Below are 16,849 nucleotides of genomic sequence, written 5' to 3'. Positions count from 1 at the left end.
ATGTTTACAGCTATATTTGGATCTGTTGAGCAAGGAATCATTTATGCAATTATGGCACTCGGAGTATATATAACATTCCGAGTGCTTGATTTTCCAGACTTAACGGTAGATGGGAGTTTCGTTACAGGGGCTGGAACAGCTGCCACGATGATTGTATTAGGATATCACCCTGTTCTAGCAACTTTAACTGCTATTGTAGCTGGGTTTATTGCAGGATGCTTAACAGGTTTATTACATACTAAAGGGAAAATAAATCCTTTATTATCAGGAATTTTAATGATGATTGCTTTATATTCTATCAATCTTCGAATAATGGGTCTAACTTCAGAAAATTCGATTGGTCGTCCAAATATTCCCCTTTTAAATTCAGAAACTATGTTTAGCTTATTTTATGGGTGGTGGGGTAAGTTAGGAATCGATGAATCAATAAATAGTTTACTAAAAAGTATTGGGGTTCAGTACGTTCCCGGTACATGGGGGACAATTGTTTTAGTTGCTATTATAGTATTAATCATCAAATTAATAGTAGATTGGTTTTTGAAAACCGAAGTTGGTCTTGCCATTCGAGCAACTGGTGACAATAAAAAAATGATCCGAAGCTTTTCAGCGAATACTGACAATTTAGTCATCATAGGATTAGGAATTTCAAATGCACTCGTCGCGCTCTCTGGGGCATTAATTGCACAATACGCAAAGTTCGCAGATATAGGAATGGGCATCGGAATGATAGTAATTGGATTAGCATCCGTAATTATCGGAGAAGCAATTTTTGGAACGAAGACGATTGTTCGTACTACGTTAGCTGTTATATCTGGCGCGATTATTTACCGTATTGTATTAGCACTTGCCCTTCGTGTAGATTTATTAGATACAGGGGATATGAAATTAATAACAGCAATAATTGTTATTGCTGCTCTAATATTGCCGCAATACATTGATAAACGACGAGAAAAAAGAAGAAAAGCAAGACGCCATATGCAGCGTACTATTTCCGAAGTTCAAGTCCTAAAACAGGAGGGGAACGATCTTGCTTAAACTACAATCGATAAATAAAATATTTAATGAAGCAACTGCAGATGAGAAAATTGCATTAGATCAAATTAATTTAGAATTAAAAGCTGGAGATTTTGTCACTGTAATTGGAAGTAATGGTGCAGGTAAATCCACCATGATGAATATGATTTCTGGAGCACTCACACCTGACTTTGGAGAGATAGTAATAGACGGTAAAGAGGTATCTAAATTACCAGAATATAAAAGGTCTCAGTTTATCGGTCGAGTATTTCAAGATCCAATGGCAGGAACTGCACCTTCTATGACAATAGAAGAAAATCTTGCACTTGCCTTTTCGAGAAATAAAAAGCGTGGATTAAAAATCGGCGTGGATAAAAATAGAAGAGAGTTTTTCAAACAATCACTAGAAATGTTGCACTTGAATTTAGAAACTCGTTTAAATGCAAAAGTAGGTATGTTATCCGGTGGAGAGAGGCAAGCACTTTCTCTTTTAATGGCGACTTTTACAAAACCGTCAATATTATTATTAGATGAGCATACGGCAGCGCTTGATCCTTCTCGAGCAGAATTAATCACTAATTTAACGAAGCAACTTGTTGAAAAGGACCAACTTACTACCCTTATGGTTACGCATAATATGCAACAAGCTCTAGACCTAGGCAATCGATTGATCATGATGGATAAAGGTCAAATTATTTTAGAAGTTGATGAAGTAGAGAAGAAAGGCCTAACAATTGCAAAACTAATGGAAGAGTTTCAACGAATCCGTGGTGAAAAGTTAACAAGTGACCGTACGCTTTTATCTGTATGAAAAAGCGAAAGAACTGTTTCTTAAAGTCTTATTCGACTTAAGGACAGTTCTTTTTTTGATTAAAATAAATAGGGCTATCACACTCGATTTAGTTTATGTTAAGACATCGCTGCTTCGATATTCCCCCAAGGAATTTCCATTGCATCGGCAAGTCCTTTTCCATATGCAGGATCAGCTTTGTAGCAATGAATAATGTGACGAACTTTAATATACTCTTCTACACCATTCATATTACGAGAGGTGTTTTCAAACAATACTTGCTGTTGTTCTGAACTCATCAAATTGAACAGTTTACCAGGTTGTTCATAGTAATTATCGTCGTCCTCTCGGAAGTCCCAAATAGAAGCTGCACCGTTTATCGCAAGAGCTGGTTCTTTAAATTCAGGTTGTGCCTTCCATTGTCCGTAACTGTTTGGTTCGTAGTGAAGTGTTCCACCTAAGTTACCATCTGTCCGCATTGCGCCATCTCTATGGAATGAGTGAACAGGGCATTTTGGTTGATTGACTGGAATTTGGTGATGGTTAACACCAAGACGATAACGCTGTGCATCACCATATGAGAATAATCGTCCTTGTAACATTCTATCAGGAGAGAAGCTAATACCTGGTACTACATTAGCTGGTGTGAAAGCAGCTTGTTCGACTTCTGCAAAATAGTTTTCAGGATTGCGATTTAGTTCCCATTCTCCAACTTCAATTAAAGGGAAATCTTTTTTGTACCAAACTTTTGTTAAATCAAATGGATTATACGGCATATTATTTGCTTGTTCTTCTGTCATCACTTGAATATACATTTTCCATTTTGGGAAATCACCTTTTTCGATACTTTCAAAAAGATCACGTTGATGACTTTCACGGTCTTTCCCTACAAGAGCCTCTGCTTCATGATCCGTTAAGTTTTTAATTGGTTGCTGAGAGCGCATATGGAATTTTACCCAAACTCGTTCGTTATTCGCATTTATCATACTGAATGTATGGCTACCAAAACCATGCATATGACGATATGTTTCAGGTATACCACGATCACTCATTACAATGGTCACTTGATGAAGCGCTTCAGGTAATGATGTCCAAAAATCCCAATTGTTATTAGCACTACGCATATTTGTACGTGGATCACGTTTTACTGCATGGTTTAAATCGGGAAAGTTAAGAGGGTCACGGAAGAAGAATACAGGTGTATTATTTCCGACTAAATCCCAGTTTCCTTGGTCAGTGTAAAACCGCATTGAAAATCCACGAATATCACGTTCTGCATCAGCAGCTCCACGCTCACCAGCTACTGTGGAGAAACGCACAAACATTTCAGTTTCTTTTCCAATTTCGGAGAAAATACTTGCTTTTGAATATTGAGTAATATCATTAGTAACAGTAAATTTTCCATATGCTGCCGAACCTTTCGCGTGCATACGACGTTCTGGAATAACTTCTCTATCAAAGTGCGCCAGTTTTTCTAATAACCAAACGTCTTGAAGTAATAATGGTCCACGTGGTCCCGCAGACATAGAGTTTTGATTGTCTACTACTGGTGCTCCAGCTGCGGTTGTCAATTTGTTGTTTTCTTGACTCTCTGTCATTGACTATTTCCCCCTAGATTAGAATATTTATAATACAAGAATGATTATATCAAAGTAATAAGTATATTACTAGGAACGAAATATAAAAGTTTTCGACAAAATACACTATGTTTCGTAATAAAAACACTTGTGAGTATTGATATCACAAGTGTTGTTTAAGTTATATTAAATTAATAAGTCGAAAAGAGTACTATCTTTGTTCACTTCTTTATAAGAAAATCCATTCTCAATCATTCGAGAAATTAAGCTGATATAATCATTACTATTTTTCAATTCAATTCCAACTAGTGCAGGTCCACTTTCTTTATTATTTTTTTTAGTATATTCAAAAGTTGTAATATCATCGTTTGGTCCGAGTACTTTATCAAGGAACTCTCGTAAGGCTCCAGCTCTCTGAGGGAAGCTAACAATGAAATAATATAGAAGTCCTTCATGTATTAATGATTTTTCTTTAATCTCTTGCATTCTACCAATATCATTGTTCCCACCACTAATTACGCAAACTACAGTCTTTTCTTTTATTTGTTGCTGATAATAGTCTAAAGCTGAAATAGGAAGTGCTCCAGCAGGTTCAGCAATAATTGCATGTTTATTGTATAAGTCTAAAATAGTTGAACAAACTTTCCCCTCTGGAACGAGCACAATGTCATCCACATATTTTTGACAAATTTCATAAGTGAGACTTCCTACACATTTAACTGCTGCTCCATCTACAAATTTATCGATTGTTTCAAGAACAATAGGGCCATTATTTTCTAAAGCGGCTTTCATACTACCAGCACCAGCTGGTTCTACACCAATAATTTTTGTTTGTGGAGAGAGATTTTTTATATAGGTAGAAACCCCGGAAATTAAACCACCGCCACCAATACTACCGAATACAAAATCTATAGGTTCTTCAATGTCATTCATAATTTCAACAGCAACTGTTCCTTGACCTGCAATGATATCCGAGTCATCGAAAGGGTGGATGAAAATTCGATCTTCTTCTTCCGCGTAAGCAATCGCGCTTAGTGCGGAATCATCAAAGGTATCTCCTGAAAGTATTATCTCAACAAATTCACGACCAAACATTCTCACTTGGTCAATTTTTTGTTTAGGGGTAGTGAGGGGCATGAAAATTTTGGCTGTTATTCTTAAATGTGCACAAGCATATGCAACACCTTGTGCATGATTCCCAGCACTTGCACACACCACACCTTGCTCTCGAGCTTCATTCTCAATTGACTTAATTTTGTAATATGCTCCACGTAATTTAAAAGAGCGAACATGCTGTAAATCTTCTCTTTTAATATAAACGGTGCAATTGTATTTTTCAGATAAATATTCGTTTTTTTGTAATGGTGTGTGGACCACAACATCTTTTAGAAAATGATGTGCAATTAGCACGTTTTCTACTTGAATCGATTTCACATCTGCTACTTGCATCATGATATTGCAAACCTCCAATATATTAAATATTTTTAAATTTTAACACACCACAGTGGTGAATTACCACAATAGTTTGGAGAATTCGAAATAATGTAACAAATTATAAATTATGATTTTATTATTACAGGAGTGTTACTGGTGCCTGGCACCAGTAACACTCCTGTAATAATAAAAGAGAGGTTACCGATGATTATTGGTAACCTCCTGTTAGTTATATTTATTTCATACATGTGTTTTCAGCTATTTTAACAAAATAGTCTGTGCCGAATTGTAAAGCATCTTCGTCTACCATAAATTTAGGATGATGAAGAGGGAAGTCATTACCAAGCTTTTCGTTATAAATGCCGATAAATTGCATAGATCCAGGCGCTTTTTGTAAATAAGCAGAGAAGTCTTCTCCACCAAACATTGGTTTATCTTGATGAATAACATTTTCTTTTCCAAACACTTCTATTGCTGCATTTCTAGAAATTGCTACCGTTTCTCTATCATTTATAACTGGATCATATCCTTCCATCCAATTAATTTTATAAGATGCTCCGTGTGCCTCTGTAATTCCTTTGACAATCTGATTGACATATTTTTTTGCCTCATCTCGACTTAAATGGTCAAGTGAACGCAATGTACCTCCAATATATGCAGTTTCAGGAATTACATTTAAAACATTTCCGCTTTGGAAGACAACAATAGATAAAACTGGTACTTGTAACGCAGAAATTTTTCTAGCTACTATTTGTTGAAGGTTAGTTACAACTTCTGCACCAATTACAATTGGATCTATTGCTTTTTCAGGCATTGCAGCATGTCCGCCTTTACCGATAATAGTTATTTCAAAGTCATCGATAGCAGCACACCATACATCATCCTTCATTCCAATTGTTCCTGATTTTAAATATGGATCTACATGTAATGCGAAAATATGATCTATTCCATCTACTACTCCTTGTTCTACTAATCCAAGAGCTCCGCCAGGACTAACTTCTTCTGCATGCTGAAAGATAAATCGAATTTCACCGCTAATTTCCTCTATTCTCGTGGAAAGCTCTTTTGCAGCACCTAGTAACATAGCAGTGTGCGTATCATGACCACAAGCATGCATTACACCTACATTTTTTGATTTGAATGAAACATTTGTTTCTTCTACAATTGGAAGTGCATCTATATCAGCGCGAAATGCAATAGTAAGAGGTCTCTCGGTAACTTTTTTACCTTTTAATACTGCTAAAACACTTGTTTTTGTAGGTCTTGATACTTCTAAATTAGGAAATGCTTGTAATAATTCAAAAATAAAATTAGATGTTTCAACTTCCTCAAAACCTAGTTCTGGATTTTCATGAATATGTCTTCTCCAACTAATAATTTCTTCTTTAATTGATTCTTGTTTAATTGCCAATATTATTACCTCCAATGATTAAAATTGTCCATATTTTGTGTATTGAGCAAACATTAAAAAAGATAATAAAGAGACTTTAATACCTCGAATGGGAAAACCCATTTTAGCCACTTTGTAAACGGAATACCGAATAACGCTAAGTCGCCATTAAATTTCTTTTCCATTTGATGGAAACGTTTAATTTAAATTATATATTCGTGTTGAAGTTTGTCAATATGTTCTGGAGATAATGAATACACTTTTTTGAAAGTAAATTCAAATAATTCACGGAAGTGCATGAGCATAGGACAAGCATAAATTTATACTCACGTGGTATACTAAAAAACGTCATAATTCGCTAAGAATTTTTCTTGGCAAGAAATTAAATAGATTAGAAATAGAAAGAGGAGACTTACTGATGGCAATTAAAGTAGCAGCAATTATTGGAAGTAATAGAAAAGAGTCCTATAACCTAAAGCTAGTAAAATATATGAAGGAACGTTATGCTGATAAATTAGATATTGAAATCGTGTCTATTAATGATGTAGAAATGTTTAGTGCAGATATTGAAGAAAATCCACCTAAAGGTGCAATGGATTTTAAATTAAAGGTTCGCAATACAGAAGCAATCTTATTTGCAGTACCAGAGTACAATTTCTCAATTCCAGGTGCATTAAAAAATGCAATAGACTGGATGTCTCGTAGTGGACATGACATGAAAGACAAACCAACTTTTATTGTTGGTTCTTCAATGGGTGTACTAGGAAGTGTGCGTGCACAAATGCATTTAAGAGAAATCATTACAAATCCAACATTACAACCAAAATTACTTCCAAATAATGAAGTATACATTGGCGCAATTCATACTAAAATGAATGAGCAAAACGAATTAACGGACGAAGGAACAATTGCTTTCCTTGATCAAGTTGTAAACAATTTTGTTGAATTTTATAACAAAGTAAAATAATTGATGTATTAAAACAAACAAACAAACAAACATGAAAAACGTGAAATTCACGATTTTCATGTTTGTTTTATTTTTCATGAATATCATAATTATTATGTTTGTTTTGGTGCCAGGCACCTGCAACACAATTGTAATAATGATATTATTTTTGTTTTACTCTGCTAGTGTGCTAAAGTTTTTGTTTTATTTTTTGTTTTTAGATGGCATAATAATAGCATACTAAAAGCGGGGGCAAGAGCATGATTGGCATTATAGATTATGGAGCAGGTAATTTACATAGTGTGTTGAAAGCAATAGCCGGATTAGGTTATGAAACCAAACTCATAACAAAATTTATGGATCATGATGATTCCATTTCCAAGCTAATACTTCCTGGAGTTGGGAATGCAAAAGTCGCTATGGATGTTTTGAATGAAACTGGTTTAAGTGATTATTTAAGAAATGAGGTTGCGAAAGGAACTCCTTTACTAGGAATTTGTTTAGGAATGCAACTACTTCTAGAATCCAGTGAAGAGGGCAATGTGGACTGTTTAGGGTTTCTAAAAGGAACGGTTCCGGAGTTTAAAGGGGAAGCTGAAAAAATTCCACATATGGGTTGGAATCAAGTAAAAGATGTTCAAAATAATGTTTTGTTCAACAATATTCCTGATAACACTGATTTCTATTTTGTTCATTCTTATTTCGCGAGGCCTTTGGAAGCAAAAGATCTTCTTGGATTAACAAACTATGGCATAGATTTTGCTAGTGCTATAGGCAATGAACAAGTCATGGGAGTTCAATTTCATCCAGAAAAAAGCGGGAAATATGGCATTCAACTATTAGACAATTATTGTAAATAAGGGGTTAACATATATGCTTAGAAAAAGAATAGTTCCAGCAATTGATGTATTGAATGACAAAGCCGTAAAATATGTACAATTCAGAAATCCTACTATTATTGGAGCTCCTGCTGAGTTAGGAAAAAAGTACACTAAAGATGGTGCTGACGAATTAATTTATCTAGACACAACAGCTTCGTTGAAAAACCAAGATCTTAAAATTGAATGGATTCGCAAAGTAGCAGAGCAAGTTTACATTCCTTTTTCCGTTATAGGTGGAGTGCGAACCGTAAATGATTTTAAAAACCTGCTTCGAGCAGGGGCTGACAAAGTAGGTGTAAATTCTGCTGCAGTTCAGCGGCCAGAGTTACTTAAAGAAGCTGCAGAAATTTATGGAAAGCAATGTGTCGTTTTAGGATTAGACGCTATGCCCATTTATAATGAATATCAGGAAATTATTCGTTGGGAAGTATACACGCATTCAGGTCATGAAAATACAGGAATGGATGTTATTGAATGGGCGCAACAGGCAACAGAACTTGGAGCTGGCGAAATCATTTGTACAAGCATTCATAAAGACGGTATGAAAAATGGTTACGATATAGATCTAATAAAATTACTTTCAGAAAAAGTAAATGTCCCAATAATCGCTTCTGGTGGAGCAGGAAGGTTGGAGCATATAGAAGATGTATTTACTGAAGGAAATGCGGATGCAGCACTTGTTGCTTCGATGATCCACTACGGGGACTATACAATTTCGGAAATTAAAACATTTCTTCAAGAAAAAAACATTGATGTTCGTCTCTAATGATAGATAAAAAGAGTCGTTGAGTGTTGCGATTCTTATTTAATATGGTACTACTTTGTAAACTTCTGAAGGTATTCTTCCATTCGATACGGAAATATAAATTCGTATATTAATCTAAAGGTAATTTATAATAATCTAATTATGTACATAACAAAGGGTAGATTTTTAAATCTACCCCTTTGTTCTTATACGGGTACTTTGGGAATTAAGTGGGAAGTGAGATTAGTAGTTTCCCATAAAAGTTGCCCCTACGATGATTAGAAGAATAAATAATACTACAATTAAAGCGAAGTTTGAGTTCATTCCACTATAACCACCGCCATAGTTACCACCATTTGCATAACTCATAAATTTCACCACCCACCATATTGAGATTAAGGGTTAAAAGATTACACCCTTAGAGATATGTTATGTGATAAATCAGAATGGAATTGGACTAATGTGTTATAGATTGTGGAATTGTTTATAAATTTTATAGAATTGTTTGTAGTTTTGAATATATATGATTCTTGATCTCCAAACAGATTTATTTAGTTAAACTAATAATGAGCTAGTAGTAATTATAGGATGTAGCTCCCCATTCATAGCAAAAGAAACTCTTCCTGTTTCTTCGGAAACAACAAGAACTAGAGCGTCACTTTTTTCTGATAAACCTATAGCAGCACGGTGCCGTGTACCAAGTTTTTTTTCACCGACAATTACATTCGATAAAGGGAGTACATTTGCTGCGGAAAATATTTGGCTATTACGAACTAAAACAGCCCCATCATGAAGTGGGTTACCAGGATAAAAGATTGATTCTAATAATGAATGTGTTAACTTTGCACCTATTACTGTGCCAGGGCGAATGAAAGAATCCAGATGGTCCTCTCTTTCAATCACAATTAACGCACCATGTCTTTGATTAGATAGATGTTGAATGCAAGTAGAGATATCTAGATACTTATCAGTAAATGGAGACAAATAACAGTTTAAATAAAATGATGCTGCCATTGCTTCTGCTTTTTCAAATTGTTCTTTGATAGTAGCAAGTTTTCCTAAAAGACAAAAGTTATCATTATCTAAAGTTTTTAAGCCTATATTAACTTCTATCGAGATATTCTCGAGCCTTTTTTTTAATTTTTCTTTTAGTGGTGAAAAATCGCAATTATTTTTTTCCATATAAATATTCCTCTTTCCAATAGATTGAATTATGGTTTAGTTTAACCTAATACCAATCATTAATTCCTTTTGAATGGGAAAGAAAAAGTTCGTTAAGAATCCATGGTTTTGGACTAAAGATATTAGAATAAAAGGAGAGATGCTTTTCGGAAATATACATGTGGGGAAAAGACAAACAAATTATTTAAAACAAATTAATAAATTATTGGTACAAAAAATATTTATGTTAAAACCGAATTTATTGAAACAGAGTTAGTTCCTCGGGAAGAACATCTGAAGAAGATAATATGTTAAAGGACTAGATGCAATAACTAGGAAAACATTACAATCTTTTATTAAGTTCGTTAAATCTCACATGGAAGTAATTATCTGAGGATAGACAGTTTTAATCTTACCTCATACTAATCTGATTGATGTGTTTGGTAGTGGATTCAGATTTATTTATGAATGGCATCAAGTTGAATAATTTATTAGGAGTCCCTGAATGTATTAACGTCATCGGAAATATTAAATTAATTTATCGAGAATCCGTTGTACGTTTTTTCGTTTCTAGATATGCACAGGTACCAATTTCTTACACAAAAAATAGAAAACTATACAAGGTAATGAAACAGTCTAAAATAATAATAATAATACATCTTATTTTAGAAATATTAACTGTAGTGTTATTAAAATAGGGGAGTCCATTTAATAGGAAATCCCCCTCTCTTACATATTAAATAATCTCCCAACCACGCTCTTTTGCGACGCTTCGAAGTTTAATCTCCGGTCTTACCGCAACTGGGTTTCCTACTAGTTCAAGTACAGGGAAATCAGAATAGCTATCACCGTATGCATAACTATTTTCCCAGTCAATAGGGTAGCCTTCTAATGCAGATAATATCTTTTTAGTTTTTTGAATACCATTGACATGTTTAATTCGAGTTTCTGTATTCACTCGGTTTTCTTTATATAATATATCTGTACCAATAATTTGATCAAAAGAAATTCCTGATGTTACTTGATGTAAAAATTGTGTATAGGCACCTGAAACAAGTAATATATGTATGTTTTCTTTTTGATGTTTTTTAAGCCTGGAAACAACTTCTTTATTAAAATCTTTTTGCATTTTTTCCGTTAGTTCTTCAAAAAAAGCATCCATTTCCAGTTCAGATAAACCTTCAAAAACTTCCAAATACAATTGCATCGAAAGCTCTTTCATTTTCGCGGTAGAAAAAAGCTTTAGTTTATTTGCAATATAAGGAGGGACTATGGATCTGTAAAATTTTTTGTATCTCGATTGGTAAACCGAATGCTCCTTTAAATGATTCATGAGAAGCTTAAATGTTTCTTCAGCATATAGTGTGCCATCAAAATCGAAAATTGCAACACGCATGTTTTTCACCTTTTCTTTACATAATAATTACTTTATTCTATTATATGTTAATTTGTAAAAGAAACAATTAAAAAATCGCCCCTAAAGAAATAGGGACGAAAAGAGATTACTGCATTTTATTCATTGTTTGACCTTGGACAGGTGCATAAGCATTAAGCAATTCCTGCATGTTTTGTTGATCTAGTTGTGGAACTTGATAATAGTGGTGTTTGTTTTGATAAATTGAAAGCTCATAAGCCATTTCAATACAGTTTGGTATCGAATCTGCAATTACTCTTCGAAGAACTGGATTCGTAGTTTCTAAAGCAGCAGTTGTTTTGGTTGTAGCAGAAGTTTTGGCTGCACCAAGTAAATACCCCGAGATCATTTCATCAGAAATTTCGTTAGCATTTTGCATTGGCTTTTTAGGTTGTGATGGTTTCATCCCATAAACAAAATCGTTACCAGTTTGCATTTTATAGCTAGAAGTAGGGTGAGAAGGGTCTTTTCCTGTCTTGAAAGATTCAACTATAATATTGTATTCATCCACTCCAAATGTATATTGGCGATCTAGAATACTCAGTAATTCTTGGTCTTTGACATGGGGGCGAAGTATCGTCATTAAATTTAGCCCAGCTATTGCACTAGATAAAAGTTCGTGAACATCAAACACTTCATGTCCACCGTGATTCATTTGTTGGGAAATATTACCTGTTTGCATATTTTGATGAGTTTGACCTTGATTTTGATTTTGTCCAAATGGGTTTTGAGTCATTCCAATTTTTCCTCCTTGTAGAAAATGTGATGAAACATCTTCATTAGTTTGGCCAAAGTCATCTGACATATGCATCACTTTTTCTAACATTCATAACATATTACAAATATATTACAAGTGCCTGGCACCGAAACAAACAAAACAGTCATGAATGTTTTAATATTCATGACTGTTTGGAAATATATTTATTTTTCAGTAGCTTCGACCATTGAAAATAAAAATGTGAACAAAAAGTGCATAGTCTCTTTTAAAGTAAAGTTCTCTTTAAACTGATCTAGATAATTTAGTGGGAGGTTAACTTCCCATAAACCATCCTCTCCTGAAAACATTAAGCTATAGTTCATTTTTTCAGAATTGAAATGTTCGTTTAGATAATCGCGTAAAGTTTGCCCAAACTTCTTTTGAACTGCTAACCCAAACATTGCAGTGTGCACATGAAATACTTCATCGAATTCTAATGCAATAGCATCTACACCTATGATATCAAAGCTTTCTGATTCCATAAATAAATATTCATTTTGATTTTCTTTAAAGTATGATAGCGGAGAATCTAAAAATCCTGAAGATTCCTTGGAAATAAGTTCGTCCGTTTCTTTATTGTATCTTTCAATAATCCCATCTGAAAACTGATTATTTTTTTCTATAATAACTACAGTTTGATCTTCTTGAAGTAAATTATTTCTTTCGGCAAATTCCTTTTCTTCAATAAATAATTCCACTTCACTATTTGTTTCTTCGATTTTTTTCAATAATTTTTTTGATATCATATAAAATTATTCCTCTCTTCTTCTGCAATTTCTTCTGCCATTAGTTGAAGATCATATGCATCTATTAAGAAAATAGAGTAATTTTCTTTTTCAGCATATTTTTCAGCAAGTTTTTTTATGTGTTTAGGTGAACCTTCATTTTCTTCATCATATACAATAAGAATTCCATCCGAATTTCTTAATAAAAATTTGTTTTTTTCAATGAATTGCCAAGGAGCCTCATATGGTTTTTTCGTAAGGCTTGTTTGAAAATCAGCTTGAAATAATAAGGCTCGGTATTTTTCTTGTTTAAGTTCATTCCAATTTTTTTCTTGTTCTAAAAAGGGGGTAATAATAGCGTATTTTAAGTGTGGAAATTCTTCTTTCATTTCCAAAACAAGCTCAGCAGTCCACGATTCGACGCCTTGTTGTCCGCTTAATATAACCCATTCCAAATCTTCATTGGTTAATGCAACTAATTGATTTTTAATAGCTTTTTTAATAATTGGGATACCGGGGTGAGAATCATTAAATATACCCAACTCATGTGCTTTATAGCCTGTTACTACTAATCGTTTTACCATTTGATATACCTACTTTGTTTAACAACTCAGTTTATCATAACATTTTTTCAACGCTATATAAATATTCATCACTTTTTAGTACTTAAAAATACGAAGAAGATAATAATAAAAACCGAGTGCAAGAGCATCCGGTTTAAGAGAACTACTATTTTACTTAAAATAACTGTAGTTTTTCAATTCGATTTATCGCTTCTATTAATCGATCTTCTTCTACTAATAAACCAACACGGATATATCCTTCCCCAAATGTACCGAAACCATTACCAGGTGCAACTGCTACATTCACCTTTTCTAAAAGTAAGTCTGCAAATGTTTCACTTGTGTGACCTTTTGGAACAGGTAGCCACACGAAGAATGAGCCTTGAGGTGCCTTCACATCCCAACCTATTCTAGTACAAGCATCAATTAATGCATTTCTTCTTCTTTCATATAAAGAAACTAAGTCGTTTACACATTGCTGGCTTTCGTTAAGAGCTGCTGCAGCTGCAGATTGAATAGCGGGAAAGAGACCAACGAATAAATGATCTTGGATAATATTAATAGCCTCAATCATTTTCGAATTTCCAACTGCAAAACCAACTCTCCAACCAGCCATATTATAAGTTTTTGAAAGTGTATACATTTCAATGCCAACTTCTTTTGCACCTTCTATTTGTAAAAAACTGACTGGTTTCTTTCCATCAAATCCAATTCCGCCATATGCAAAATCGTGAACAATGGCAATATCGGATTCCTTTGCAAGTGTAACTGTTTCTGCAAAGAACTCTTTCGTTGCAGTTGCCCCAGTTGGGTTATTTGGATAATTTAAATACATTAATTTAGCATCATTTTTTTGTTCTTCTGTTAATTTGCTGTAATCTGGCAAGTAATTATTTTCTTCCAACAAAGGCATGGTTTCGTAACTTACATTTGCTAAAGAAACACCAGATAAATAATCGGGATAACCTGGATCTGGTAATAACATTAATTCATTTTCATTCATAATTGCTAACGGTAATTCCACAAGTCCAATTTTCGTTCCAAACATAATTGCTACTTCTGAATCTGGGCAAACTTCTACACCATATTCTCTTTTATAAAAATCTGAAGCAGCATGTTTTAATTCATTAATTCCTCGAAATGGGGAGTACTTATGTGACTGTGGATCTAAAGCCGCATCTTGCAAAGCGTTGACGATATGTATTGGTGTCGGTTGATCTGGATTTCCTTGACCCAAGTTAATCACATCTCTTCCATCTGCGATAGCACCTGATACCTTTTGGACAAGTGTTGCAAAAAACTGAGTAGGTAAACCTTTTAAACGATTTGAAAATTCCATAGATGATACCTCATTTTCATAATAGTTGCATAGATTAGACAAATCTTATAATCTTTTTAGTATTATGTCTATAGGTGGTGGCGAAATGAAAGTTGCATGCGTTCAATTAGATATTGCTTTTGGTAACCCAAAAGAAAATTTTCACAAAGTAGAAGGAAAGATTAGAGAAGCTGCTTCGTTAGGTGCAAAAATAGTAGTATTACCTGAAATGTGGAACACAGGTTATGATTTAACAAGATTAGATGAAATTGCGGATGTAGAAGGTCACGATACAAAAAAACTTTTTTCCCAGTTGTCTAAGGAACTTAAAATTTATATTGTCGGTGGTTCTGTATCAACTAAAAAAGGGGATAAGTTTTACAATACGATGTACGTTACGAGTGATTCAGGGGACATAATTTCTGAATATAATAAAGCACACCTATTTAAATTAATGGATGAGCATCTTTATTTAGAAGAAGGGAATCAAAGGAACTTATTTTCAATTGAAGGGATGGATATGGGGGGAATCATTTGTTATGATTTGCGTTTTCCAGAATGGACTAGAGTACATGTATTAGATGGAGCAAAAGTTTTATTTATTCCCGCTCAGTGGCCAGATAAACGAATTGATCATTGGAAGACTTTATTGCAAGCAAGAGCAATTGAAAATCAAATATTTATTGTTGCTGTTAATAGAGTTGGACATGACCCGAATAATTCCTTTAACGGAAATTCGATGGTTATTGCACCTTGGGGAGATGTTTTATGGGTAGGTGAAAATGAAGAAACTACTCATATTGTAGACCTAAATTTAAATGAAATTGAACAAGTAAGAAATACAATACCTGTTTTTCTTGATAGAAGAGAAGTATTATATAAATAAAATAAACAAGGGGGAGTATGATCGATGGAAGAAAATATTCGTGCGATTCAAGATGAGTATCCAGATGATTTTGCATGGTGTTACGGTTGTGGAAGATTGAACGAAAATGGTTATCATTTTAGAACATACTGGAATGGAGACCAAACAGAAACGGTGTATGAACCGAGAGAAGAGCATATCGCTATTCCTGGATTTGTATATGGCGGTCTGATAGGTGCATTAGTAGATTGCCATGGGACAGGTTCGGCTTCGCTTGCATTACATCGTAAAAATGGATTTGAACCAGGGAGTGGAGAGAATCCACCTCGTTTTGTCACGGGTTCACTACATGTTGATTTCTTAAAACCGACCCCGCAAAAAGTAGCTTTAAAAGCAATTGGAACGGTTGAAGAAATTCATCCAAAGAAATGGAAAGTGATAACAGAGGTTTTTGCTGGAGATACACTATGTGCTAAAGGAGAAGTTATAGCTGTAGTAATGCCTGCGACATTTGCTCAATAAAAGTTTTCTATAATATAAAACACAGGATCAATTATTCCTGTGTTTTTTTCGTTCTAAAAACATATATATAAATTAGCAGGAAGGTGGGGAGAATGTATTTTAAGAAATCTCTGATTATTGTATTTGGAAGTATTTTGGTTGCAATTGGAATTAACTTTTTTTTAGTACCATTTCATCTATTAGATGGTGGAGGAATTGGGTTAGGGTTAATAATTCATTATTTATTTAACGTAAAAGTAGGACTTGCAATTATTGGTATAAGTCTACCAATCTTTCTAGTTGCTTGGGTGAATTATAGATCATTTTTTTATAATGGAATACATGGTCTGCTGATTTCTTCCTTAATAATTGATTTTTTCTATCCTCTGCATAGATTAGGGGAGAAGATAGTACCAAATGGTGTAATTGGAGCATTATGTGGTGGCATTTTAGTAGGTTTAGGAATTGGATTAATGCTACAATGGGACACTACCATTTGTGGAACAGACTTATTAGCACAAATAGTCTCAAAGTTAGTGAAGGTGAACGCGGGAATAAGTATTTTTTTAATAGATTTATTCGTAGTCTTATTAGGGAGCATATTCGTCGACTCTGTTTCAATATTTTATTCAAGTTTAACTGTATTAACGGTTGGTATAACAACATCATTCATGGTGAGAAAACATTAATAATACTATTAATGCGTTTATACATATATAAAAGAGAGTAGCAGATATTTCTACTACTCTCTTTATCTTTTAAACACCT

At 33.9% G+C, this 16,849-nt stretch carries 18 protein-coding genes; 8 read left to right on the top strand and 10 right to left on the bottom strand.

The annotated features are described in order from the left end of the window. Together ACTSKG_RS04640 and ACTSKG_RS04635 are read left to right on the top strand one after the other, a co-directional pair. Entirely contained in the window at nucleotides 1–1,035 is a 1,035-nt protein-coding gene (locus ACTSKG_RS04640; RefSeq protein ID WP_464756979.1) for an ABC transporter permease, read from the top strand. Then, complete coding sequence (locus tag ACTSKG_RS04635; protein WP_464756978.1) at nucleotides 1,028–1,825, top strand: ABC transporter ATP-binding protein; 798 nt, start codon at nucleotides 1,028–1,030, stop codon at nucleotides 1,823–1,825. The genes ACTSKG_RS04640 and ACTSKG_RS04635 overlap by 8 nt, the downstream gene beginning before the upstream one ends. A 98-nt stretch (nucleotides 1,826–1,923) precedes the next feature. On the opposite strand, the gene ACTSKG_RS04630 is transcribed toward ACTSKG_RS04635, so the two are convergent. The 3 genes from ACTSKG_RS04630 to ACTSKG_RS04620 all read right to left on the bottom strand — a co-directional run bounded on the left by ACTSKG_RS04630 (nucleotide 1,924) and on the right by ACTSKG_RS04620 (nucleotide 6,226). After that, nucleotides 1,924–3,402, bottom strand: coding sequence for a catalase (locus tag ACTSKG_RS04630; RefSeq protein WP_464756977.1), 1,479 nt, complete (start codon nucleotides 3,400–3,402; stop codon nucleotides 1,924–1,926). 165 nt (nucleotides 3,403–3,567) lie between these two features. After that, nucleotides 3,568–4,830 (bottom strand): threonine ammonia-lyase IlvA, encoded by a 1,263-nt coding sequence (gene ilvA / locus ACTSKG_RS04625; RefSeq protein WP_464757973.1) that lies wholly within the window; start codon nucleotides 4,828–4,830, stop codon nucleotides 3,568–3,570. A 220-nt stretch (nucleotides 4,831–5,050) separates the two neighbouring features. After that, a complete protein-coding gene (locus ACTSKG_RS04620; RefSeq protein WP_464756976.1) occupies nucleotides 5,051–6,226 on the bottom strand; it encodes an amidohydrolase in 1,176 nt (391 codons plus the stop codon). Nucleotides 6,227–6,623: 397 nt separating this feature from the next. Between ACTSKG_RS04620 and ACTSKG_RS04615 the strand changes: the two genes are divergently transcribed. From ACTSKG_RS04615 to hisF, 3 genes are all read left to right on the top strand, one after another. Further along, nucleotides 6,624–7,172, top strand: a complete 549-nt coding sequence (locus ACTSKG_RS04615; protein WP_464756975.1) for an NADPH-dependent FMN reductase — start codon at nucleotides 6,624–6,626, stop codon at nucleotides 7,170–7,172. A 239-nt stretch (nucleotides 7,173–7,411) separates the two neighbouring features. Beyond that, entirely contained in the window at nucleotides 7,412–8,011 is a 600-nt protein-coding gene (hisH, locus tag ACTSKG_RS04610) for an imidazole glycerol phosphate synthase subunit HisH (protein ID WP_464756974.1), read from the top strand. Between the two features lie 13 nt (nucleotides 8,012–8,024). Next, complete coding sequence (gene hisF, locus ACTSKG_RS04605; RefSeq protein ID WP_464756973.1) at nucleotides 8,025–8,798, top strand: imidazole glycerol phosphate synthase subunit HisF; 774 nt, start codon at nucleotides 8,025–8,027, stop codon at nucleotides 8,796–8,798. 222 nt (nucleotides 8,799–9,020) lie between these two features. Here hisF and ACTSKG_RS04600 read toward each other — a convergent pair whose 3' ends face one another. The 7 genes from ACTSKG_RS04600 to ACTSKG_RS04570 all read right to left on the bottom strand — a co-directional run bounded on the left by ACTSKG_RS04600 (nucleotide 9,021) and on the right by ACTSKG_RS04570 (nucleotide 14,736). Continuing rightward, the gene (locus ACTSKG_RS04600) at nucleotides 9,021–9,146 is read right to left on the bottom strand and encodes a YjcZ family sporulation protein (protein ID WP_464756972.1); all 126 of its coding nucleotides are present in this window, start codon (nucleotides 9,144–9,146) and stop codon (nucleotides 9,021–9,023) included. A gap of 186 nt (nucleotides 9,147–9,332) precedes the next feature. Further along, nucleotides 9,333–9,959 carry a sporulation-specific diadenylate cyclase CdaS gene (gene cdaS / locus ACTSKG_RS04595; protein WP_464756971.1) on the bottom strand — a complete coding sequence of 209 codons (627 nt, stop codon included), beginning with the start codon at nucleotides 9,957–9,959 and terminating at the stop codon, nucleotides 9,333–9,335. 715 nt (nucleotides 9,960–10,674) lie between these two features. After that, the gene (locus tag ACTSKG_RS04590; RefSeq protein WP_464756970.1) at nucleotides 10,675–11,334 is read right to left on the bottom strand and encodes an HAD family hydrolase; all 660 of its coding nucleotides are present in this window, start codon (nucleotides 11,332–11,334) and stop codon (nucleotides 10,675–10,677) included. A gap of 106 nt (nucleotides 11,335–11,440) precedes the next feature. Then, nucleotides 11,441–12,088 carry a spore coat protein gene (locus ACTSKG_RS04585; protein WP_464757972.1) on the bottom strand — a complete coding sequence of 216 codons (648 nt, stop codon included), beginning with the start codon at nucleotides 12,086–12,088 and terminating at the stop codon, nucleotides 11,441–11,443. Nucleotides 12,089–12,273: 185 nt separating this feature from the next. Beyond that, nucleotides 12,274–12,855 carry a branched-chain amino acid aminotransferase gene (locus ACTSKG_RS04580; protein WP_464756969.1) on the bottom strand — a complete coding sequence of 194 codons (582 nt, stop codon included), beginning with the start codon at nucleotides 12,853–12,855 and terminating at the stop codon, nucleotides 12,274–12,276. Continuing rightward, a complete protein-coding gene (locus ACTSKG_RS04575; protein WP_464756968.1) occupies nucleotides 12,852–13,418 on the bottom strand; it encodes an SLOG family protein in 567 nt (188 codons plus the stop codon). Before ACTSKG_RS04575 ends, ACTSKG_RS04580 begins: the two co-directional genes overlap by 4 nt. 154 nt (nucleotides 13,419–13,572) lie before the next feature. Then, nucleotides 13,573–14,736: an aminotransferase class I/II-fold pyridoxal phosphate-dependent enzyme gene (locus tag ACTSKG_RS04570; RefSeq protein WP_464756967.1), complete on the bottom strand. Its 1,164-nt coding sequence runs from the start codon at nucleotides 14,734–14,736 to the stop codon at nucleotides 13,573–13,575. 85 nt (nucleotides 14,737–14,821) lie between these two features. On the opposite strand from ACTSKG_RS04570, the gene ACTSKG_RS04565 reads away from it, so the two are divergent. The 3 genes from ACTSKG_RS04565 (at nucleotide 14,822) to ACTSKG_RS04555 (ending at nucleotide 16,770) form a co-directional block, all read left to right on the top strand. Next, nucleotides 14,822–15,601, top strand: coding sequence for a carbon-nitrogen family hydrolase (locus tag ACTSKG_RS04565; RefSeq protein WP_464756966.1), 780 nt, complete (start codon nucleotides 14,822–14,824; stop codon nucleotides 15,599–15,601). A gap of 24 nt (nucleotides 15,602–15,625) precedes the next feature. Continuing rightward, a complete protein-coding gene (locus ACTSKG_RS04560; protein ID WP_464756965.1) occupies nucleotides 15,626–16,102 on the top strand; it encodes a PaaI family thioesterase in 477 nt (158 codons plus the stop codon). Nucleotides 16,103–16,194: 92 nt separating this feature from the next. Further along, nucleotides 16,195–16,770, top strand: coding sequence for a YitT family protein (locus tag ACTSKG_RS04555; RefSeq protein ID WP_464756964.1), 576 nt, complete (start codon nucleotides 16,195–16,197; stop codon nucleotides 16,768–16,770). Nucleotides 16,771–16,849 lie beyond the last annotated feature (79 nt).

The sequence above is a fragment of the Psychrobacillus syltrankelensis genome (assembly GCF_055454035.1).
The sequence above is the reverse complement of the archived record's forward strand: the minus strand, read 5'-3'. Positions and strand labels throughout refer to the sequence as shown.